This is a genomic window from Nitratireductor sp. ZSWI3 (genome assembly GCF_024655565.1).
Taxonomy (GTDB): domain Bacteria; phylum Pseudomonadota; class Alphaproteobacteria; order Rhizobiales; family Rhizobiaceae; genus Nitratireductor.
Genome location: NZ_JANKOF010000003.1, coordinates 57,985 through 76,659, shown reverse-complemented (window position 1 = coordinate 76,659; position 18,675 = coordinate 57,985). Strand labels below are relative to the sequence as shown.

The following is an 18,675-nucleotide window of genomic DNA, read 5'->3' as shown; positions in this document are numbered from 1 at the left end:
CTTGAACGGACGTCACAATGCGGCGCTAGAAACCGCAGGAGATTCTTTTGGGAGTAATGACGATGCAAAGACGCCTCGCCCTCGCCTCGCTCACCGTGTCCGTTTTGGCACTCAGTGCCAACGCCGCCCTCGCGGACTACACGCTGAACATCCTGCACATCAACGACTGGCACAGCCGCATTGAACCCATCAACAAATACGATTCCACATGCGCGCCGGAGGATGATGCCGAAGGCAAGTGCTTCGGAGGCGCCGCGCGCCTGGTGACCGCGGTGGCCGAGGCACGCAAGGCGCTGGACGGCCAGAATGTCCTTTTCCTCAACGCGGGCGACAATTTTCAGGGATCGCTGTTCTATACCACTTACAAAGGCGCCGTTGAGGCCGAGTTCCTCAACCTGATGAAGACCGACGCGATGGTCGTCGGCAACCATGAGTTCGACGACGGCGAGGACGGGCTTGCGACGTTTCTCGGCGAGGTCGAGTTCCCGGTGCTCGGCTCCAACGTGAAGGCCAAGGAGGCCTCCAAGCTCGGTGACCGGGTCAAGGAATATGTGATCCTCGAGGTCGGCGGAGAAAAGATCGCGCTGGTCGGTGCCGTCGCCAACGACACGGCGGAGCTTTCCTCGCCGGGCGAGCATGTCTCCATCATCGAGGACGTGGCCGGCATCACCGAGGCCGTCAAGGCCGCCACCGCCGAAGGAGCCAACAAGGTGATCGCCCTCACCCATGTCGGCTATCCCCGTGACCTGGCGGCGATCGCCAAGATCCCTGGCGTCGACGTGGTCGTCGGCGGCCACACCAACACGCTGCTGTCGAACACGATCGACGGAGCCGAGGGCCCCTACCCGACCATGGTGGACAATCCCGACGGCTATAAGGTTCCGGTGGTCCAGGCCGCCTCCTACTCCAAATATCTCGGCGATCTGAAAGTGGTCTTCAACGATGACGGCGTGGTTACCGAAGCCTCGGGCGACGTGAAGCTCATCGATGCGTCCGTCGCCCAGGACGAGGCGGTTGTTGCGCGGGTCAAGGAACTTGGCGGCCCGATCGAGGAGTTGAAGAACAAGGTCGTCGCCGAGACCTCCGCGCCGATCGACGGCAGCCGCGAGACCTGCCGCGCCGGCGAATGCGAGATGGGCAATCTCGTCACCGACGCCATGCTCGAGCGCACCAGCGACCAGGGCGTCCAGTTTGCCATCACCAATGGCGGCGGCCTGCGCGCTTCCATCGATCAGGGTGAGGTGACGATGGGCGAGGTGCTCGCCGTGCTCCCGTTCCAGAACACGCTGGCCACGTTCCAGATCAAGGGTGCCGATGTCGTGGCGTCGCTGGAAAGTGGCGTCAGCCAGATCGAGGAGGGCGCCGGCCGCTTCCCGCAGGTCGCCGGCCTGCGCTATTCGTTCGATCCGTCCGTTGCGCCGAACGAGGGGCGCATCAAATCCGTCGAGGTGAAGGACGGCGACGATTGGAAGCCCATCGACGAGGCTGCGACCTATACGGTGGCGACCAACAATTTCATGCGCAACGGCGGCGACGGCTACAAGCTCTTCTCCGAAAACGCCGAGAACGCCTATGATTACGGCCCCGGGCTCGAACAGGTGCTTGCGGACTACATGGTCGCGCACGCTCCGTACAAACCCTTCACGGAAGGGCGGATCACCGAGGTAGCGGCGACGGTCGCCAGCGGCGAAACCATGGAAAAGAGCGAAGCCCCGGGCGAAGCCGCTGCCGGCGCCGAGAAGACGGAAGAAGCCATGGAAGGCGAAAAGCCGATGGCTGCGGGCGGTGAAACCACCCACTCGATCGCTGCCGGGGACACGATGTGGGACATTGCCGAGACCTATTACGGCGACCCCACCAAATGGCGCAGGATCGCCGAAGCCAACCCGGGGATCAAACCCAGGCGGTTGGAGATCGGCTCCTCGCTCGCCCTGCCGCCGGCAAACTGAAACCGGTTGTACCGCATGCAAAAGCCTCGCCCGCACCGGGCGGGGCTTTTTTCGTGCCTGCGGCCAAGGGTTCCATTGAAAACGGTTTTGTCTTCGCTAGCTTCCCGGGAACGATCGGAGTCAAAGAATGAACCTCCCAACAAAAATCGATCCCGCCGCGGCAAAAGCGGTCGGCCGGCTACCTGTGGACCATCCGCCCGTGCACCGCGGCAAGGTGGGCGTCCTCCTCGTCAATCTCGGGACGCCGGAAGGTACCGACTACACCTCCATGCGGCGTTATCTCAGGGAGTTCCTCTCCGACCGGCGGGTCATCGAATGGCCGAGAGCGATCTGGTTTCCGGTGCTCTACGGCATCGTTCTCAACACCAGGCCCAAGAAATCGGGCGCGGCCTACGCGCAGATATGGAACCACGAACGAAACGAGTCGCCCCTGCGCACCTTCACGAGGTCGCAGGCTCAGAAGCTCGCCGCAGCGCTCGCCGAGCATGAGCATGTGGTCGTCGACTGGGCCATGCGGTACGGCCAGCCGTCCATCGAGACGGTGACGAAGAGCCTGATGGAACGCGGCTGCGAGCGTATCGTGATGTTCCCGCTCTATCCGCAATATTCCGCAACGACGACGGCGACGGTCAACGACAGTTTTTTCGAAGCGCTGATGGCAATGCGCTTTCAGCCGGCAATCCGCACCGTGCCGTCGTATCAGGACGAACCCGTCTACATCGAAGCGCTGGCCAGATCGATCGAGAACCACCTTGCCGGCCTGTCTTTCGAACCGGAGGTGGTGATCGCCTCCTATCACGGCATCCCGCAGAGCTATTTCCGGCGCGGCGACCCCTATCATTGCCATTGCCAGAAGACCTCGCGGCTGCTGCGCGAAAGGCTCGGCTGGAGCGCGGAGAAGCTGATCACCTGCTTCCAGTCCCGCTTCGGCCCTGAGGAATGGCTCCAGCCCTACACGGACAAGACCGTCGAAAAGCTCGCCCGGGAAGGCGTGAAATCGATCGCCGTCTTCAACCCCGGCTTCGTTTCCGATTGCCTGGAGACACTGGAGGAAATCGCCGGGGAAGCCGGCGAGATCTTCCGCCACGCGGGTGGCGAGAACTTCACGCACATCCCCTGCCTCAACGATTCCGATGAGGGCATGGCGGTCATCGAGACCCTGGCTCGGCGCGAGCTGTCCGGCTGGATCTGAAGATCCCGCACATCTACAGCGCCGCGCGTCCATTAGAGCGAGATGAGGAAAACCGCTTCACACTTTTCCTCATCCCGCTCCGGGCAACCTGCCGTTGTGGACTGTTCCGGTCCGCACATGGGCAATGGTCCAACTTGCGCTTAGAGTATTGAAAATGATCGAATCGCCCGTTGCTTTGCGGGCCTGATGGTCTGACTGAAACAGGTAGTGCCCACTTGTTTGGGTCAGACCACAAACTATTGATCCGGTGGGTCTTTCAGGATCGCACTACTAGGAGAGCACAATGTCCTTTTCCGGCTTCGACATCATCATTCCCGTCCTGGCGATACTCGTCCTGCTTCTGCTCTTCGCAGGCATCAAGACGGTTCCGCAGGGGTTCAACTACACGGTGGAGCGCTTTGGCCGCTACACGCGCACGCTGAGCCCCGGCCTCAATCTGATCGTTCCGTTCATCGATCGCATCGGCGCGAAGATGAACATGATGGAACAGGTGCTCGATGTTCCGACCCAGGAGGTCATCACGCGCGACAACGCCATTGTCGCCGTAGACGGCGTCGCCTTCTATCAGGTGTTGACCGCCGCCCAGGCGGCCTATCAGGTGTCTGGCCTTGAAAACGCCATCCTCAACCTGACCATGACGAACATCCGTTCGGTCATGGGCTCGATGGATCTCGACGAGCTTCTTTCGAACCGCGATGCGATCAACGAGAAGCTGTTGCGGATCGTCGACGACGCGGCCAATCCGTGGGGCATCAAGATGACCCGTGTCGAGATCAAGGACATCAACCCGCCGGCCAATCTGGTCGAGAGCATGGCCCGGCAGATGATGGCCGAACGGGAAAAGCGCGCGCAGATCCTGGAAGCCGAAGGCCTGAAGCAGGCGGAGATCCTCAAGGCGGAAGGCCGTCGCGAGGCAGCGTTCCGGGATGCCGAGGCACGTGAACGCGCCGCCGAGGCCGAGGCGCGTGCGACGCAGGTGGTTTCCGAGGCGATCGCCGCCGGCGACGTGCAGGCGGTCAACTACTTCGTCGCGCAGAAATACACCGAGGCCCTCGCCACCATCGGTTCCTCCGCGAACAACAAGGTGGTGCTGATGCCCGTGGAAGCCTCTTCCCTCATCGGTTCTCTCGGCGGCATCGGCGCGATCGCCCGCGAGGTCTTTGGCGACGGCGGCAACCTTCCCGCCCCGAGGCCCCGCGCCTCTTCGGCCCGTCCGCCCAGAACCGGTCCGGATCAGGGATAACGCCATGCTGCAGCATGTGATCTCCGAGCTCGGTCCCTGGAACTGGATGCTGCTCGGTTTCGTATTGCTCGCTGCGGAGATCCTGCTGCCGGGCGTCTTTCTGCTGTGGATCGGCATCGCGGCGATCCTGACCGGCGCCCTTTCGCTGCAATTGTGGGATGCGGCGTTCTGGAGCTGGCAGGTTCAGGTTCTGGTGTTTCTGGCGCTCTCGCTGATCTCCGCCTATCTGGGCAAGCGGCTCATGGATTCGCGCCGCAACGAAGAGACCGACCAGCCGCTCCTGAACCGCCGGGCGGAACAGCTCGTCGGCCGCACTGCACGATTGGAAACGGCGATCGACAACGGCTTCGGCCGGATAAGGCTCGACGACACGCTGTGGCGCGTCAGCGGACCGGATCTGCCGGTCGGAACACAGGTGCGGATCGTGGCCGTCCGCAACGGCACGCTGGAGGTCGAGACCGTTTGAACGTCGGCGGCGATCGAAACGAGCTCAGGCAGCGCCGATGCGCAGCAGGTCGTGCAGGTGCACGACCCCGCATGGTTTACCCTCCTCGACCACCATCAGCGCGGTGATCGCCGAGGAATTGACGATCTGCAGGGCGTGCTCGGCCAAGGTGTCGGGCGCGATCGTCTTCGGGTTGCGCGTCATGACCTGATCGACGGTCATCGACAGGAGTTCGCTGTCGATATGGCGGCGCAGGTCGCCATCCGTGATGATGCCGATCAGCCCCCCTTCGGCATCCGTTATGCCGACGCAGCCCAGCCCCTTCCGGGTCATCACCAGGATCGCCTCGCGCATCAGCGTCCCGCTTGCCGCGATCGGCAGTTCCTCGCCCTGGTGCATGATGTTGCGCACATGGGTGAGCTTGGCGCCGAGCTGGCCGCCCGGATGAAACGTGCGGAAATGATCGGCGGTGAAGCCGCGCTCTTCCAGCAGCGCCACGGCGAGCGCATCGCCGATGACGAGTTGCAGGACCGTCGAGGTCGTGGGAGCAAGCCCGTGCGGGCAGGCTTCCGGCGCTCGCGGCAGGCCGAGCACGATGGTCGCCTCCTTGGCGAGCGCAGACGCCTTGCCCGCAGTGATCGCGATGATCGGAATCGCGAACCGCCGCGCATAAGCGACAATTCCCTGCAGCTCCGTCGTCTCGCCCGACCAGGACATGGCGATGATCACATCGTCCTTGGCGATCATGCCCAAATCGCCATGGTTGGCTTCGGCGGGATGCACGAAAAAGGCCGGCGTTCCGGTCGAGGCAAGCGTGGCGGCAATCTTGGAGCCGATATGGCCGCTCTTTCCGACGCCGGTCACGATGACCCGCCCCCTGATCGCCGCAACGGTCTGCACGGCCTCGGCAAAGGGCCCGGCGAGCCCGTTGTCGAGCGCTTCGGCAAGCGCTTCGAGGCCGGCCCGTTCCGTCTCCAGAGTGCGGACGGCCGATGCGATAACACTGCGTCGGTCGGTGGTCATGGTCGTGTCCTTAAGCATGGCACTGCCCATACCGTTTCCCCATCCGGCTGTCCATTGGTGTTTGACAGTCGAAGGAAGCGTGCATGGCGGACCTCAACCTTCCGTTAACCGCAGTCCTTTACCGTTTGCTAAGCATAATGTCGCGGCCGCGTCTGAGATTGTCCGGAAATCCATGTCCCGTACCGGTGAAGCACTGATCATCCACTCACACGGGCTGTGGTTCTCGGCAGCTCTGGGGACCTGCTTCGTCTTCGCCATCGTTTCCGCCGCATCCCAGGAGCTCGGCGCCGAGCTTCGGGGACCGGTGCTGGAAGCGGAAATCTATCAGGTTCTGCGGCCCGACACCCAGGCGCGAAATGCCGAACGCGCCAACCAGGCACGGACGACGGCGGGCATTCCGGTCCCGACCTATCGGCCTGCAACGCCAAGCATCACCGCCGATCGCGACGATACGGACGAAAACGGAGGAATCGGAGCCGGCACCGCCGCCAATGCCGGGGCCGCGCCGCTTGCGTCACCGCGCCCGCCATCGACCGCGGTGGAACGCGAGCGCCGCAGGCGCAGCTCCGGCAATCCGCCGCCCGCGGAAGAACCGGCCGTCGAGGAACCGCCCCTTGAGGGGGAGGCCGAGACCGACACGCTCGCCACCGGCACGGTCCGCGCCACATCCGCCGACGCGGAGGAACGCAGGGCCATGGCACGCGCCGAGGCGTTGAACCCTCGCGCAACCGCGATCGAGGCGAGAGAGCGGATCGCCGACGAGACCCCCTACGCTCCCCGCGGCATGCGCCTCGGCACCTTCACGGTGGTTCCGACCCTGGAACAGGGCGTCACATGGACATCCAATGCCGATTCGAGCCCCGGCGGCGGCGAGGCGGTCATCTCGGAATCCACTCTGCGGCTCAGGGCCGATTCGGACTGGTCGCGCCACGCCGCGACGCTGGAAGCCTTCGGCACCTATCGCAAGTCGCTTTCCGGCGACGACCTTTCCGAGCTTCAAGGAGGTGTCGACGGTAGGCTGCGGCTCGACCTGGCGTCGGATTACACGGCGCTTGCAACCCTCGGCTACAATGTCCGGCCGGAATCCGCGTCTTCGCCGGTGATCATCGCCAATGTCGAAGATCGCCCCTTGAGACACACGATCGACGGCAGCCTGGGTCTTGCCAAGGATGTCGGGAAGCTGCGGCTCGGCATCACCGGAATGGTGACGCGCGAACAGTATGGTGATGCCACTCTGGTCGGCGGGACGAAGCTTTCGCAGGAAGAGCGAAACGCGACCCTCGCCACCTTGCGCCTGCGCACCGGCTACCAGATCTCGCCGGCGCTGACCCCTTTTGTCGAAGGAGAGATCGGCCGTCGCTTCTATGACATGAAACAGGACAGTGCCGGGTATGAGAGATCCGCCACGCGCCTCGGCGCACGCGTCGGCATGATGATCGACATCGAGGAAAAACTGTCCGGCGAGGCTTCCGTCGGCTGGATCAGCGAAGACCTCGACGACAGCCGTCTCGACACGGTTTCCGGGCTTGCCCTTGCCGCCAATCTCAACTGGTCGCCGCAACGCGGCACGACCGTCGGCCTCGACGGATCGACCACGATCGAAGGCACGACCGATGCGGGCGAGAGCGGCTCGGTTCTCTATGCGGGAACCCTGCGCCTGGAGAGGCAGATCCGCGCCAACCTGATCGCCGAAGCCGCAGCTGGAGCTTCGTGGCGCGACTACACGGGCGGCGGGCACGATCGGACGCTCTCCGGCCAAGTGGGGATGACCTGGTGGCTGAACCGCACGCTTGGCCTGACGAGCCGCGCCCGATACGAGCAGCGTACGAGCAGCCTGCCCGGACGTGACTACGATGCCACAAGCCTTTTCGTCGGCGTGAAGATGCAGCAATAGAGCATTTGGTAGTCAGGTGAAATCAACTGACGTCCGCATGAATGCCGAAAATAAAGAGACAGAGCGCCAGGCTCTGTCGACGGTGGTGGTCACTTGCCGCCGGCTTGCTCCATCATCCGCATGACATGGTCCCGCAGGTCCGGCCGCGCCAGCGCAAAGGCGAGGTTGGCCTCCACGAATCCCTCCGGAGAACCGCAGTCGAAGGTCTGACCGGTAAAGTGATGACCGTGGAAGGGCTGCTCCTGCATGAGCTTGAGCATCGCGTCCGTGAGCTGGATCTCGCCTCCGGCCCCCCGCTCGTGGCGTCCGAGCAGGGAGAAGATCTCCGGCTGCAGGATGTAACGCCCGCTGATGTAGAAGTTCGAAGGAGCCTCCGCCGGCTTCGGCTTCTCGACCATGGCGTTGATCCTGAACCCGCCCGCCACGGCCTCGCCCCGCCCGACGATGCCGTATTTGTGCGTCTGTGAGGGATCGCACTCCTCGACCGACAGGATGTTGCCGTCCGTCTGGTTGAACAGCTCCACCATCTGCTTCAGGCAGCCCGGCTCCGATTGCATGATCATATCCGGCAGCAGCAGGGCGAAGGGCTCGTCTCCGACGAGCTCGCGTGCGCACCAGACGGCGTGACCGAGGCCCAACGGCTCCTGCTGCCGGGTGAAGCTGGTCTGTCCCGGTTCCGGCTGCAACTGGCGAAGGCGCTCGAGCACGTCATTCTTGCCGCGCCGCGCCAGCGTGTCGTAAAGTTCGACCTGAATGTCGAAATGGTCTTCGATAACCGTCTTGTTGCGCCCCGTGACGAAGATGAAATGCTCGATCCCCGCCTCGCGCGCCTCGTCCACGACGTATTGGATCACCGGCCTGTCGACGACGGTCAGCATCTCCTTCGGCACGGCCTTGGTGGCCGGCAGAAAGCGGGTCCCCAAGCCGGCGACGGGAAAAACAGCCTTGCGAAGCTTCGTCATGAATGCCCCCCTTAAAGGATTGAAAGACAGGCCTTGGTGCGGGTCTCGGGATTACGACCTAACAACGCCTGATTGATGTTTCCTGAATGAATGCGCAGATTTCGAGGCGGTTCCGGTGAACGTTAGATTGGTGTGCAGATATCATGGTAAACGTTTTTCTAACCGCCTCGTGCAATGGATAGGCTAAACTGCTTTCAACGGAGGTTCCGATGTCATCGCGCTCACTTGCGGGAAACCTGTCTCTGGCCGCCATTGCTCTAGCCGCATTCGCCTTGATGGCAATGCCCGGGCCAGCCCGTGCAGACGCCGGCTTTCAGCGCTGGATTGCCCAGTTCCGCGCCGTCGCGATGCAGAACGGAATCTCGGGCTCGACCTATGATCGCGCCTTTCGCGGCGTGACGGCACCCGATCCGGAAGTGCTCGAGAAGGCGCGCTACCAGCCCGAGTTCCGCGCCGAGGCGTGGGAGTATTTCGACAATCGCGTGCAACAGAACACGATCGAAACCGGGCGCCGGTTGGCGCGCCAGTGGAAGCCCTGGCTCGACCGGATTGAACGCCAGTTCGGTGTCAGCCGCCACATCCTGCTGGCGATCTGGTCGATCGAATCGAATTACGGTGAAGTGCTGAAGAACGACCGCGTCATGCGCAGCCTGCCGCGCTCTCTCGCGACGCTCGCCTATGCCGACAGCCGGCGCGCAAAATTCGCCCGTCAGCAGCTCATCGCCGCGTTGAAGATCCTGCAGACCGGCGACATCGATGTCGGCCACCTGACCAGTTCCTGGGCAGGTGCGATGGGGCACACCCAGTTCATTCCCACCAGCTATCAGGCCTATGCCGTCGACATGGACGGCGACGGCCGGCGCGACATCTGGAATTCGGTGCCCGATGCCCTGGCCACCGCCGCCAACCTGCTGCGCAAGAACGGCTGGCGCGGCGGCGAAACCTGGGGCTATGAGGTGGCGGCTCTTCCCGGCGGACGCAAGTTCCCCGGTGGCAAGATGGCGCTCTCGCGCTGGGCGTCCATCGGCGTCGTCCGCGCCAACGGCAAGGCCTTTCCCCGTCCGTCGGACAGCGCCGAGCTGAAGGTGCCGGATGGCCGCGCCGGTCCGGCGTTCCTTGTGACGCGCAATTTCGACGTGATCAAGCGCTACAACAATTCCGACAAATACGCCCTCGCCGTCGGCCTCCTGGCCGACGAGATCGCCGGATATGGCGGCCTGGTGCGCGATTGGAACCGCCCTTTCGAGCGGCTCACCTATTCGGAGACCGAGGAGTTGCAGAAGCGGCTCGGCGCGCTCGGCTATTATGACGGACCGATCGACGGCAAGATCGGCAGCGGCTCACGCGACGCGATCAGGGCCTTTCAGGCGCGCAGCGGCATGCAGCAGGACGGTCATCCCGGCAAGGACGTGCTGCGCCGCCTGCGCGGCCAGTAGCCCGACAATCCCGGACCCGCCATAGATGCCTGGAGAGCGGACAAAACCTGGAGGATCAAGAAAGCGGTGGTGCCTGCTCGCAGCCGTTGCGCTATCGGCAACGCTGGCGGGCATCGCCGGTCCTTCCGGTGACGTTCATGCACAGGAGTATCGGCGGCAGCAGCGCGGGCTGCTCGATTTTCTTTTCGGCGGATTGCGCAACAGACAGATCGAGCCGCAGCAGCGGCGGTACATCGACCCCGTGGAACGAGCGCCTGCGCCGAGCCGCAGAACCAGCCGACCGGCGGTCACCGCCGTGCCCCGCCAGCCGCCTCCGCCGCCGGCAGTCGAAAAACTGGAGAACGCGCGCAGCGTGCTCGTCGTCGGCGACTTCCTTGCCGGCGGGCTCGCCGAGGGCCTGGAAGCAGCATACGCCCAATCTCCCGGCGTCAGGATCGTCAATGCGAGCAACGGGTCGTCCGGATTCGTTCGCGAAGACTACTACAACTGGAACGCGGAAATCGTCCCCCTGATCGAGGAGGCCGAGCCGGCGGTCGTCGTGGTCATGATCGGTTCGAACGACCGCCAGCAGATGGTCGTCGACGGTCACCGCGAAGCACCACGATCCGACGCCTGGCTGGCGGAATACGACGCCCGCGTCGAACGCTTCGCCAAGGTCTTCCAGGACCGGGGAATCCCCATCATCTGGAGCGGGTTGCCGGCCTTCAAGTCGCCCAGCATGACCTCCGACATGCTGGCCTTCAACGACATATACAAATCCACCGTCGAAGCCGCAGAAGGCGCTTTCGTGGACATCTGGGATGGATTCGTGGACGAGAACGGCGCCTTCGTCTTCACCGGTCCCGACATGAATGGCCAGGCGGTGCGGCTGCGCGGCAGCGACGGCATCAACCTGACCCGCGCCGGCAAGCGGAAGATCGCGTTCTATGTCGAAAAGCCGCTCAACAAGCTGCTCGGGCAGGCTGTCCTGCCCGATATCGGGGAGATCGGCATACAGGGGCTTCCCGATCCCAGCCTCGGCCCTTCCGACCCCAAGGCAGTGGACCGCACCGTGCCGATATCCTTGACGGATCCCGTTCTGGACGGCGGCACGGAATTGCTCGGGGCCGTCGTGAAGCCGATCGGCAGGTTGACGCAGGATGCAGCCCCCGAAGGCCGGGCGGCGTCGGACCGCGAACGATCCGGCCGCGCCGACGATTTCTCGCTGCAACCCGAGGAAGCGGGCCGGCCGGAATCCACAAATCCGGCCGCGCCCTGATCCTCGTGCCGGCTCAGCGCGGCAGGACGGTGCTCCCCATCAGGAACTCGTCGATCGCACGGGCTGCCTGCCGCCCCTCGCGAATGGCCCAGACCACCAGCGACTGGCCACGCCGGGCATCGCCTGCGGCGAACATGCGGTCGACGCTGGTGCGATAGTCGCGGTCGTCGGCGACCACGTTGACGGAACTGCGCCGGTCCGTGTGGGTCTTCAGGCGCTCGCCGAACTCGCTCAGCACCCCCTCCTCCAGCGGGCCGGCAAAGCCGATGGCGATGAAGGCCAGGTCCGCCTTGATGACGAACTCCGTGCCCGCCACCGGCTTGCGCTTCTCATCCACCTGACAGCACTTCACGCCGGTCAGGACGCCGTCCTCGCCGATGAACTCGAGCGTCGCCACCTGGAACTCGCGCTCCGCGCCCTCGGCCTGCGAGGAGGATGTGCGCATCTTGGTCGCCCAGTAGGGCCATACGGCGAGCTTGTCTTCCTTTTCCGGCGGACGCGGGCGGATGTCGAGCTGCGTCACGCGCACGGCTCCCTGCCGGAAGGCCGTACCGACACAGTCGGATGCCGTGTCGCCGCCGCCGACCACCACCACGTGCTTGCCACCGGCAAGGATCGGCTCCGCCGCCCAGGCCACGGACTGGATGTCCTCGCCGCCCACGCGGCGGTTCTGCTGCACAAGATAGGGCATGGCATCATGCACGCCCTCGAGATCCGCACCGGGAATGCCGGCCGGGCGCGGGCGCTCCGAGCCGCCGCAATAAAGCACCGCGTCATACTCGGCAAGCAACTCTTCCACTGACTTGTCGTGTCCCACATTGACGCCGCAGTGGAACGTTACCCCCTCACCCTGCATCTGCTCGATGCGCCGGTCGATGTAATGCTTCTCGATCTTGAAGTCGGGAATGCCATAGCGCATCAGACCGCCCGGGCGGCTTTCGCGCTCATAGACATGCACCTGGTGTCCGGCGCGGCCAAGCTGCTGCGCCGCAGCCATGCCGGCCGGTCCCGAACCGATGATCGCGACCTTCTTGCCGGTCTTCTTTTCCGGCGGATAGGGCCGCACGTAGCCGGCCTCGTAGGCCTTGTCGGCAATGGCCTGCTCGACCGTCTTGATCGCCACCGGAATGTCTTCCAGGTTCAGCGTGCAGGCTTCCTCGCACGGCGCAGGGCAGATCCGCCCCGTCCATTCGGGGAAATTGTTGGTCGAATGCAGGTTGCGGATCGCCGTCTCCCAGTCGCCGTTGTAGACGAGGTCGTTCCAATCCGGAATCTGGTTGTGCACCGGGCACCCTGTCGGCCCGTGGCAATAGGGGATGCCGCAATCCATGCATCGGGCGGCCTGTTTCTCGACTTCCTTGTCCGACATCGGCAGCGTGAATTCGCGAAAGTGGCGAATGCGGTCGGACGCCGGCTGGTACTTGTGCACCTGCCGGTCGATTTCGAGAAAGCCTGTAACCTTACCCATCGAGTAGACCCCGTTATTCTAGTGAAGCGCAGGAAGTCCGAGAACTTCCTCGCATCGTGCAATCCAGCGGGTGAGCGCCTTGCGCCCGTCGAAGCCGAAGCCGCCCTCGGGGGCGAGCCGCGTGTAGCCGAGCAGCGCGATGTCGGCGATCGTCAGGGACGGACCGACGAAGAAGTCGCGCTGCTCGAGCGCCGTGTTCATGAAGTCGAGAGCGGCTTCCGCCTTCTCGACCTTGTCCGGAGCCCGCGTTTCGACCGGTTCCCTGCGGTAGACCACATGGAACCGCGCCCCGGCGACATTGGGTTCGTGGAAATTCTGTTCCCAGAACATCCACTGGTCGATTTCGGCCTGCGCGAAGGCATCGTCCGGCAGAAGCGCGCTCCCACGCGCCAGATAGCGCATGATCGCACCCGACTGGGCAATCGCCCGGCCGTCGGCAAGGCGCACCACCGGCACCTGGCCGAAGGGCGACATGGCAAGGAACGCCGGCGTGCGGCTTTCCCCGGCCATGATGTCGACCTCGTGCCAGCGATACGGCAGGCCGAGGAAGTCGGCCGTATATTTCACCTTCAGGCAATTGCCTGAATTCAGATCTCCAAACACATCCACTTGAGCGTCTCCCAAGCCCGGCGCCTATTCCGCCGCAAGACCCAGTTTCATGCGCTCCATCTCTTCCAGGGCGCGACGATATTCGACCGGCATCACCTTGCGGAATTTCGGACGATAGTCGGCCCAGTTGTCGAGGATCGTGCGCGCACGTTCCGAGCCCGTGTAGTGGAGATGGTTCGAGATGAGTTGCGCCAGGCGCTCCTCGTCGTGGCGGGTCATATCGCCGGAAACGTCCACCCGGCCCTTGTGCATCAGGTCGCCGCCGTGATGGTGCAGCTTCTCGAGGATATCGTCCTCCTCGGGAACTGGCTCCAGCTCGACCATGGCCATGTTGCAGCGCTCGGCGAAATCGCCCGCCTCGTCCAGCACATAGGCGACACCGCCCGACATGCCGGCCGCGAAGTTGCGGCCAGTCTGCCCGAGCACGACCACCACGCCGCCCGTCATGTACTCGCAGCCGTGGTCGCCCACGCCCTCGACGACGGTCACGGCGCCCGAGTTGCGGACGGCGAAACGCTCGCCCGCCACCCCGCGGAAGTAGCACTCGCCCTCGGTCGCACCGTAAAGCACGGTGTTGCCGACGATGATCGAGTTCTCGGCAACGATCTGCGACTTCTCGTTCGGACGGATCACGATGCGTCCGCCCGAAAGGCCCTTGCCGACATAGTCGTTGGCATCGCCGATCAGCTCGAACGACACGCCGCGCGCCAGGAACGCGCCGAAGGACTGGCCCGCCGTACCCGTGAGGCGCACGGCGATGGTGTCTTCCTTCAGGCCCTTCTGGCCGTAGCGCTTGGCCACCGCGCCCGAAAGCATCGCGCCCGCCGAGCGGTCGGTGTTGCAGATCTCGACGTCGAGCGACACCGGTTCGCGGTTTTCGAGCGCCGGCTGGGCGCCCGCGATCAGCTTGCGGTCGAGCACATCGTCGATCGGGTGGTTCTGTCGCTCGGTCCAGCGGATCGCCTTGCGCGGCGCATCCGGCTTGTAGAACATCTTCGTGAAATCGAGCCCGCGCGACTTCCAGTGCGAGATCAGCGCGCTCTTCTCCAGAAGGTCCGACTGGCCGATGACGTCGTCGAGCCTGGTGTATCCCATCTCGGCGAGATACTGGCGCACTTCTTCGGCGACGTAAAAGAAGTAGTTGATGACGTGCTCCGGCGTGCCCTTGAAGCGCTTGCGCAGAACCGGGTCCTGCGTGGCCACGCCCACCGGGCAGGTGTTCAGGTGGCACTTGCGCATCATGATGCAGCCGGCCGCGATCAGCGGCGCGGTCGAGAAGCCGAACTCGTCGGCGCCCAGAAGCGCGCCCACGATCACGTCGCGGCCGGTCCTGAGGCCGCCGTCGACCTGCAGGGCGACGCGCGAGCGCAGGCCGTTTAGCACCAGCGTCTGGTGCGTTTCGGCAAGGCCCATCTCCCAGGGGCTGCCCGCATGCTTGATGGAGGTCAGCGGCGAAGCGCCCGTGCCGCCGTCATAGCCGGCGATCGTGATGTGATCGGCACGCGCCTTGGCGACGCCCGCCGCCACCGTCCCGACCCCCACTTCCGACACCAGCTTCACCGAGACGTCGGCGTCCGGATTGACATTCTTCAGGTCGAAGATCAGCTGCGCCAGATCCTCGATCGAATAGATGTCGTGGTGCGGCGGCGGCGAGATCAGGCCGACACCCTGCGTGGAATGGCGCACCTTGGCGATGGTGGCGTCCACCTTATGGCCGGGAAGCTGACCGCCTTCGCCGGGCTTGGCGCCCTGCGCCACCTTGATCTGCATCACGTCGGAATTGACGAGATACTCCGCGGTCACGCCGAAGCGGCCGCTGGCGACCTGCTTGATCGCCGAACGTTCGGGGTTCGCCGAGCCGTCGGGCAGCGGCAGATAGCGGTCGGATTCCTCGCCGCCCTCGCCGGTGTTCGACTTGCCGCCCAGAGCGTTCATGGCGCGGGCCAGCGTGGTGTGCGCCTCGCGGCTGATCGAGCCGAAGGACATGGCGCCCGTCGAGAAGCGCTTGACGATCTCCGCCGCCGGCTCGACCGCTTCCAGCGACACGGGCTGACGCTTCGTGTCCTTCGCGGTCTTGATCGAGAAGAGGCCGCGGATCGACTTCGCGTCCACCGCCTGCCCGTCGATCATCCTGGTGAAGTCGCGATAGGATTCCCAGGATTTGCCGCGCACCGCATGCTGCAGCGTGGCGACCGCATCCGGCGACCAGATGTGCTCTTCGCCGCGCATGCGGAAATTGTATTCGCCGCCCACTTCCAGCGCGTTGCGCAGCAGCGGATCGTCGCTGAAGGCCGAGGTGTGGCGTGCCACCGTCTCGGCCGCGATCTCTTCCAGCCCGACGCCTTCGATCGTCGTCGCCGTGCCGGTGAAATACTGCGCGATGAAATCGCTCTTCAGGCCCACCGCGTCGAAGATCTGCGCCCCGCAATAGGACTGGTAGGTGGAGATGCCCATCTTCGACATCACCTTGAGGATGCCCTTGCCGATGGCCTTGATGTAGCGCTTCACCACTTCCTGCGCGTCGACCTCCGGCGGGAAGGCCTTGTCGCGATGCATGGCGAGCAGCGTGTCGAAGGCGACATAGGGGTTGATCGCCTCGGCACCGAAACCGGCCAGGCAGCAGAAATGATGCACCTCGCGCGGCTCGCCCGATTCGACCACGAGGCCGACCGCGGTCCTCAGCCCCTTGCGGATCAGGTGATGATGCACCGCCGCCGTGGCGAGCAGCATCGGGATCGCGATGCGGTCCGGCCCGATCTGGCGATCCGACAGGATGATGATGTTGTAGCCGCCCGCGACCGCCGCCTCGGCACGCTCGCACACGCGTTCCAGCGCCCCGCGCATGCCCTCGGCGCCCTCGCCCGAAGCATAGGTGACGTCAATGGTCTTGGTGTCGAAGCGATCTTCCGTGTGGCCGATGGAGCGGATCTTCTCGAGATCGCCATTGGTCAGGATCGGCTGGCGTACCTCCATCCGCTTGCGGCGCGAGTTGCCGACCAGATCGAAGATGTTCGGACGCGGGCCGATGAAGGAGACGAGGCTCATCACCAGCTCCTCGCGGATCGGGTCGATCGGCGGGTTGGTGACCTGCGCGAAGTTCTGCTTGAAATAGGTGTAGAGCAGCTTCGCCTTGTCGGACATGGCCGAGATCGGCGTGTCCGTGCCCATGGAGCCGATGCCCTCCTGGCCGGTCGTGGCCATGGGCGCCATCAGCATCTTCGTGTCTTCCTGGGTGTAGCCGAAAGCCTGCTGAAGATCGAGCAGCGCCACATCGCGGCGCAGCGCGCGCGGCTCCACCGGCTTCAGGTCTTCCAGGATGAGCTGCGTGTTGTCGAGCCACTTGCGGAAGGGGTGCTTCTCGGCCACCTGCGCCTTCACCTCCTCGTCGGAGATGATGCGCCCCTCCGCGAAGTCGATCAGCAGCATGCGGCCGGGCTGCAGGCGCCATTTGGTGACGATCCGCTCTTCGGGAACGGTCAGCGCGCCGGCCTCCGAAGCCATGATCACGCGGTCGTCGTCGGTCACCACGTAGCGCGCCGGCCTGAGGCCGTTGCGGTCGAGCGTCGCGCCGATCTGCCGGCCGTCGGTGAAGGCCACCGCCGCCGGGCCGTCCCAGGGCTCCATCAGGGCCGCGTGGTACTCGTAAAAGGCCTGCCGCTCGGGGCTCATCAGCCGGTTGCCGGCCCAGGCCTCCGGAATGAGCATCATCATCGCGTGCACGAGCGGGTAGCCGCCCTGATGCAGGAACTCCAGCGCATTGTCGAAGCAGGCCGTGTCCGACTGCCCCTCATAGGAGATCGGCCACAGCTTGGAGATGTCGTTGCCGAACAGCTCCGAATCCACCGAGGCCTGGCGCGCCGCCATCCAGTTGACGTTGCCGCGCACAGTGTTGATCTCGCCATTGTGCGCGACCATGCGGTAGGGATGCGCCAGCTCCCAGGAAGGGAAGGTGTTGGTGGAGAAGCGCTGGTGCACGAGCGCCACCGCCGATTCCACGCGCGGATCCTTCAGATCCTTGTAATAGGCGCCGAGCTGGTAGGCGAGGAACATGCCCTTGTAGACGATGGTCCGCGAGGACATGGAAACGGTGTAGAAGCCGTTGCCCTTGCCGCCGGTCTCCTCGTAGATCCTGCCCGAGATCACCTTGCGCAGGATGTAGAGACGGCGCTCGAAATCCTCCTCGTCGGCAACGCCCGGGCCGCGCCCGATGAAGACCTGCCGGTGGACCGGCTCGGAGGCCGCGATGTCGGGGGCCTTGGAGAGGCAGGAATTGTCGACCGGGACGTCGCGGAAGCCGATCACCTCCTGGCCTTCGGCGCGCACCACCTCGGCGATCACCTCGTCGATATGGGCGCGCAGCGCGCTGTCGCGCGGCATGAAGAACTGGCCGACACCGTAATGCCCCTGCGCGGGAAGCTCCACGCCGCGCGCGGTCCACTCCTCGCGGAACAACCGGTCGGGGATCTGCATCAGCATGCCGGCGCCATCGCCGACAAGCGGGTCGGCGCCCACCGCGCCGCGATGGGTCAGGTTCTCGAGCATGGCGAGGCCGTCCTGCACGATGCCGTGCGAACGCTTGCCCTTCATATGGGCGACGAAGCCCACGCCGCAGGAATCGCGCTCGTTGCGCGGATCGTAGAGACCCTGCGCCGGCGGCAGGCCCGTGGCGGTATTTTTCGTGCGTTTGACGGCCGCCGTTCCTGCCTGCCCGGCGGGCTCGAACCCTGTCGACACAGATGGCGTCATTTCCGTCATCGCAACTTCCTCTATATGTTCTGCCCGGAGCAGGTCGCCCAGGGCGGTCGTTCAGTCTCCGGACGGCTGTCTTCGGCCATCCGGGGTGCAGGCACGGCATATCCTTTTTTGAAGCCGGAGGAACGCTTGACCGGTCCGCTCCGGCGCGCTTCTTTTTCTTGGGCGGCGCGTCCTTGACGGACACGATTGTTTTCCGGCCGTTACCGGTCCGCCGAACTCGCACCGCTCAGCCGCCACATTACCACGGCCAGACCGGCCGATTGTAACGCATATTCGGTCATCATTGCGCGAATAAATAAGACAGCACTGCTGTCCTATTTAGTCAAATGCCAGAAATCAGCCCGCGACACAAGACGAAAATGCAAATTTTATGCGTCCGATGCGTAAGAAAGTTTCGTCAAGGCTCCACCATGCGAAACTTTCGACCGCCGAAGCCCGACC

At 64.4% G+C, this 18,675-nt stretch carries 12 protein-coding genes; 7 read left to right on the top strand and 5 right to left on the bottom strand.

The genetic code is table 11. The features are described 5' to 3' along the window. Positions 1-62 precede the first annotated feature (62 nt). From NUU27_RS02190 to NUU27_RS02175, 4 genes are all read left to right on the top strand, one after another. Entirely contained in the window at positions 63-1,949 is a 1,887-nt protein-coding gene (locus NUU27_RS02190) for a 5'-nucleotidase C-terminal domain-containing protein (protein ID WP_257760409.1), read from the top strand. A gap of 127 nt (positions 1,950-2,076) precedes the next feature. Further along, positions 2,077-3,141, top strand: a complete 1,065-nt coding sequence (gene hemH / locus NUU27_RS02185; RefSeq protein WP_257760408.1) for a ferrochelatase — start codon at positions 2,077-2,079, stop codon at positions 3,139-3,141. A 283-nt stretch (positions 3,142-3,424) separates the two neighbouring features. Continuing rightward, complete coding sequence (locus NUU27_RS02180; protein ID WP_257760407.1) at positions 3,425-4,384, top strand: SPFH domain-containing protein; 960 nt, start codon at positions 3,425-3,427, stop codon at positions 4,382-4,384. Between the two features lie 4 nt (positions 4,385-4,388). Further along, complete coding sequence (locus tag NUU27_RS02175) at positions 4,389-4,850, top strand: NfeD family protein (RefSeq protein ID WP_257760406.1); 462 nt, start codon at positions 4,389-4,391, stop codon at positions 4,848-4,850. A gap of 24 nt (positions 4,851-4,874) precedes the next feature. On the opposite strand, the gene NUU27_RS02170 is transcribed toward NUU27_RS02175, so the two are convergent. Beyond that, the gene (locus NUU27_RS02170) at positions 4,875-5,870 is read right to left on the bottom strand and encodes an SIS domain-containing protein (protein ID WP_257760405.1); all 996 of its coding nucleotides are present in this window, start codon (positions 5,868-5,870) and stop codon (positions 4,875-4,877) included. A 154-nt stretch (positions 5,871-6,024) separates the two neighbouring features. Between NUU27_RS02170 and NUU27_RS02165 the strand changes: the two genes are divergently transcribed. Further along, the gene (locus NUU27_RS02165) at positions 6,025-7,746 is read left to right on the top strand and encodes an outer membrane beta-barrel protein (RefSeq protein WP_257760404.1); all 1,722 of its coding nucleotides are present in this window, start codon (positions 6,025-6,027) and stop codon (positions 7,744-7,746) included. Positions 7,747-7,835: 89 nt separating this feature from the next. Here NUU27_RS02165 and galU read toward each other — a convergent pair whose 3' ends face one another. Then, a complete protein-coding gene (gene galU, locus NUU27_RS02160; protein WP_257760403.1) occupies positions 7,836-8,708 on the bottom strand; it encodes a UTP--glucose-1-phosphate uridylyltransferase GalU in 873 nt (290 codons plus the stop codon). A gap of 209 nt (positions 8,709-8,917) precedes the next feature. Here galU and NUU27_RS02155 point away from each other — a divergent pair, with 209 nt between their 5' ends. After that, positions 8,918-10,144, top strand: coding sequence for a lytic murein transglycosylase (locus NUU27_RS02155; protein WP_257760402.1), 1,227 nt, complete (start codon positions 8,918-8,920; stop codon positions 10,142-10,144). A gap of 25 nt (positions 10,145-10,169) precedes the next feature. Continuing rightward, complete coding sequence (locus NUU27_RS02150) at positions 10,170-11,402, top strand: DUF459 domain-containing protein (RefSeq protein ID WP_257760401.1); 1,233 nt, start codon at positions 10,170-10,172, stop codon at positions 11,400-11,402. Between the two features lie 13 nt (positions 11,403-11,415). Here NUU27_RS02150 and NUU27_RS02145 read toward each other — a convergent pair whose 3' ends face one another. Genes NUU27_RS02145 through gltB form a run of 3 tightly spaced genes read right to left on the bottom strand, consistent with a single transcriptional unit; the run spans position 11,416 to position 18,234 of the window. Next, the gene (locus NUU27_RS02145) at positions 11,416-12,870 is read right to left on the bottom strand and encodes a glutamate synthase subunit beta (RefSeq protein WP_257760400.1); all 1,455 of its coding nucleotides are present in this window, start codon (positions 12,868-12,870) and stop codon (positions 11,416-11,418) included. A gap of 18 nt (positions 12,871-12,888) precedes the next feature. Next, positions 12,889-13,479 carry a glutathione S-transferase family protein gene (locus NUU27_RS02140; RefSeq protein WP_257760399.1) on the bottom strand — a complete coding sequence of 197 codons (591 nt, stop codon included), beginning with the start codon at positions 13,477-13,479 and terminating at the stop codon, positions 12,889-12,891. 24 nt (positions 13,480-13,503) lie between these two features. After that, positions 13,504-18,234 (bottom strand): glutamate synthase large subunit, encoded by a 4,731-nt coding sequence (gltB, locus tag NUU27_RS02135; RefSeq protein ID WP_257760398.1) that lies wholly within the window; start codon positions 18,232-18,234, stop codon positions 13,504-13,506. Between the last annotated feature and the right edge of the window lie 441 nt (positions 18,235-18,675).

Bases quoted from the DNA above. Each gene is read 5' to 3' on its own strand.
- hemH (WP_257760408.1), top strand. From the start codon at position 2,077: ATGAACCTCCCAACAAAAATCGATCCCGCCGCGGCAAAAGCGGTCGGC.
- NUU27_RS02170 (WP_257760405.1), bottom strand. From the start codon at position 5,870: ATGCTTAAGGACACGACCATGACCACCGACCGACGCAGTGTTATCGCA.
- gltB (WP_257760398.1), bottom strand. From the start codon at position 18,234: ATGACGGAAATGACGCCATCTGTGTCGACAGGGTTCGAGCCCGCCGGG.
- NUU27_RS02190 (WP_257760409.1), top strand. From the start codon at position 63: ATGCAAAGACGCCTCGCCCTCGCCTCGCTCACCGTGTCCGTTTTGGCA.
- NUU27_RS02180 (WP_257760407.1), top strand. From the start codon at position 3,425: ATGTCCTTTTCCGGCTTCGACATCATCATTCCCGTCCTGGCGATACTC.
- NUU27_RS02145 (WP_257760400.1), bottom strand. From the start codon at position 12,870: ATGGGTAAGGTTACAGGCTTTCTCGAAATCGACCGGCAGGTGCACAAG.
- NUU27_RS02155 (WP_257760402.1), top strand. From the start codon at position 8,918: ATGTCATCGCGCTCACTTGCGGGAAACCTGTCTCTGGCCGCCATTGCT.
- NUU27_RS02175 (WP_257760406.1), top strand. From the start codon at position 4,389: ATGCTGCAGCATGTGATCTCCGAGCTCGGTCCCTGGAACTGGATGCTG.
- NUU27_RS02150 (WP_257760401.1), top strand. From the start codon at position 10,170: ATGCCTGGAGAGCGGACAAAACCTGGAGGATCAAGAAAGCGGTGGTGC.
- NUU27_RS02165 (WP_257760404.1), top strand. From the start codon at position 6,025: ATGTCCCGTACCGGTGAAGCACTGATCATCCACTCACACGGGCTGTGG.
- galU (WP_257760403.1), bottom strand. From the start codon at position 8,708: ATGACGAAGCTTCGCAAGGCTGTTTTTCCCGTCGCCGGCTTGGGGACC.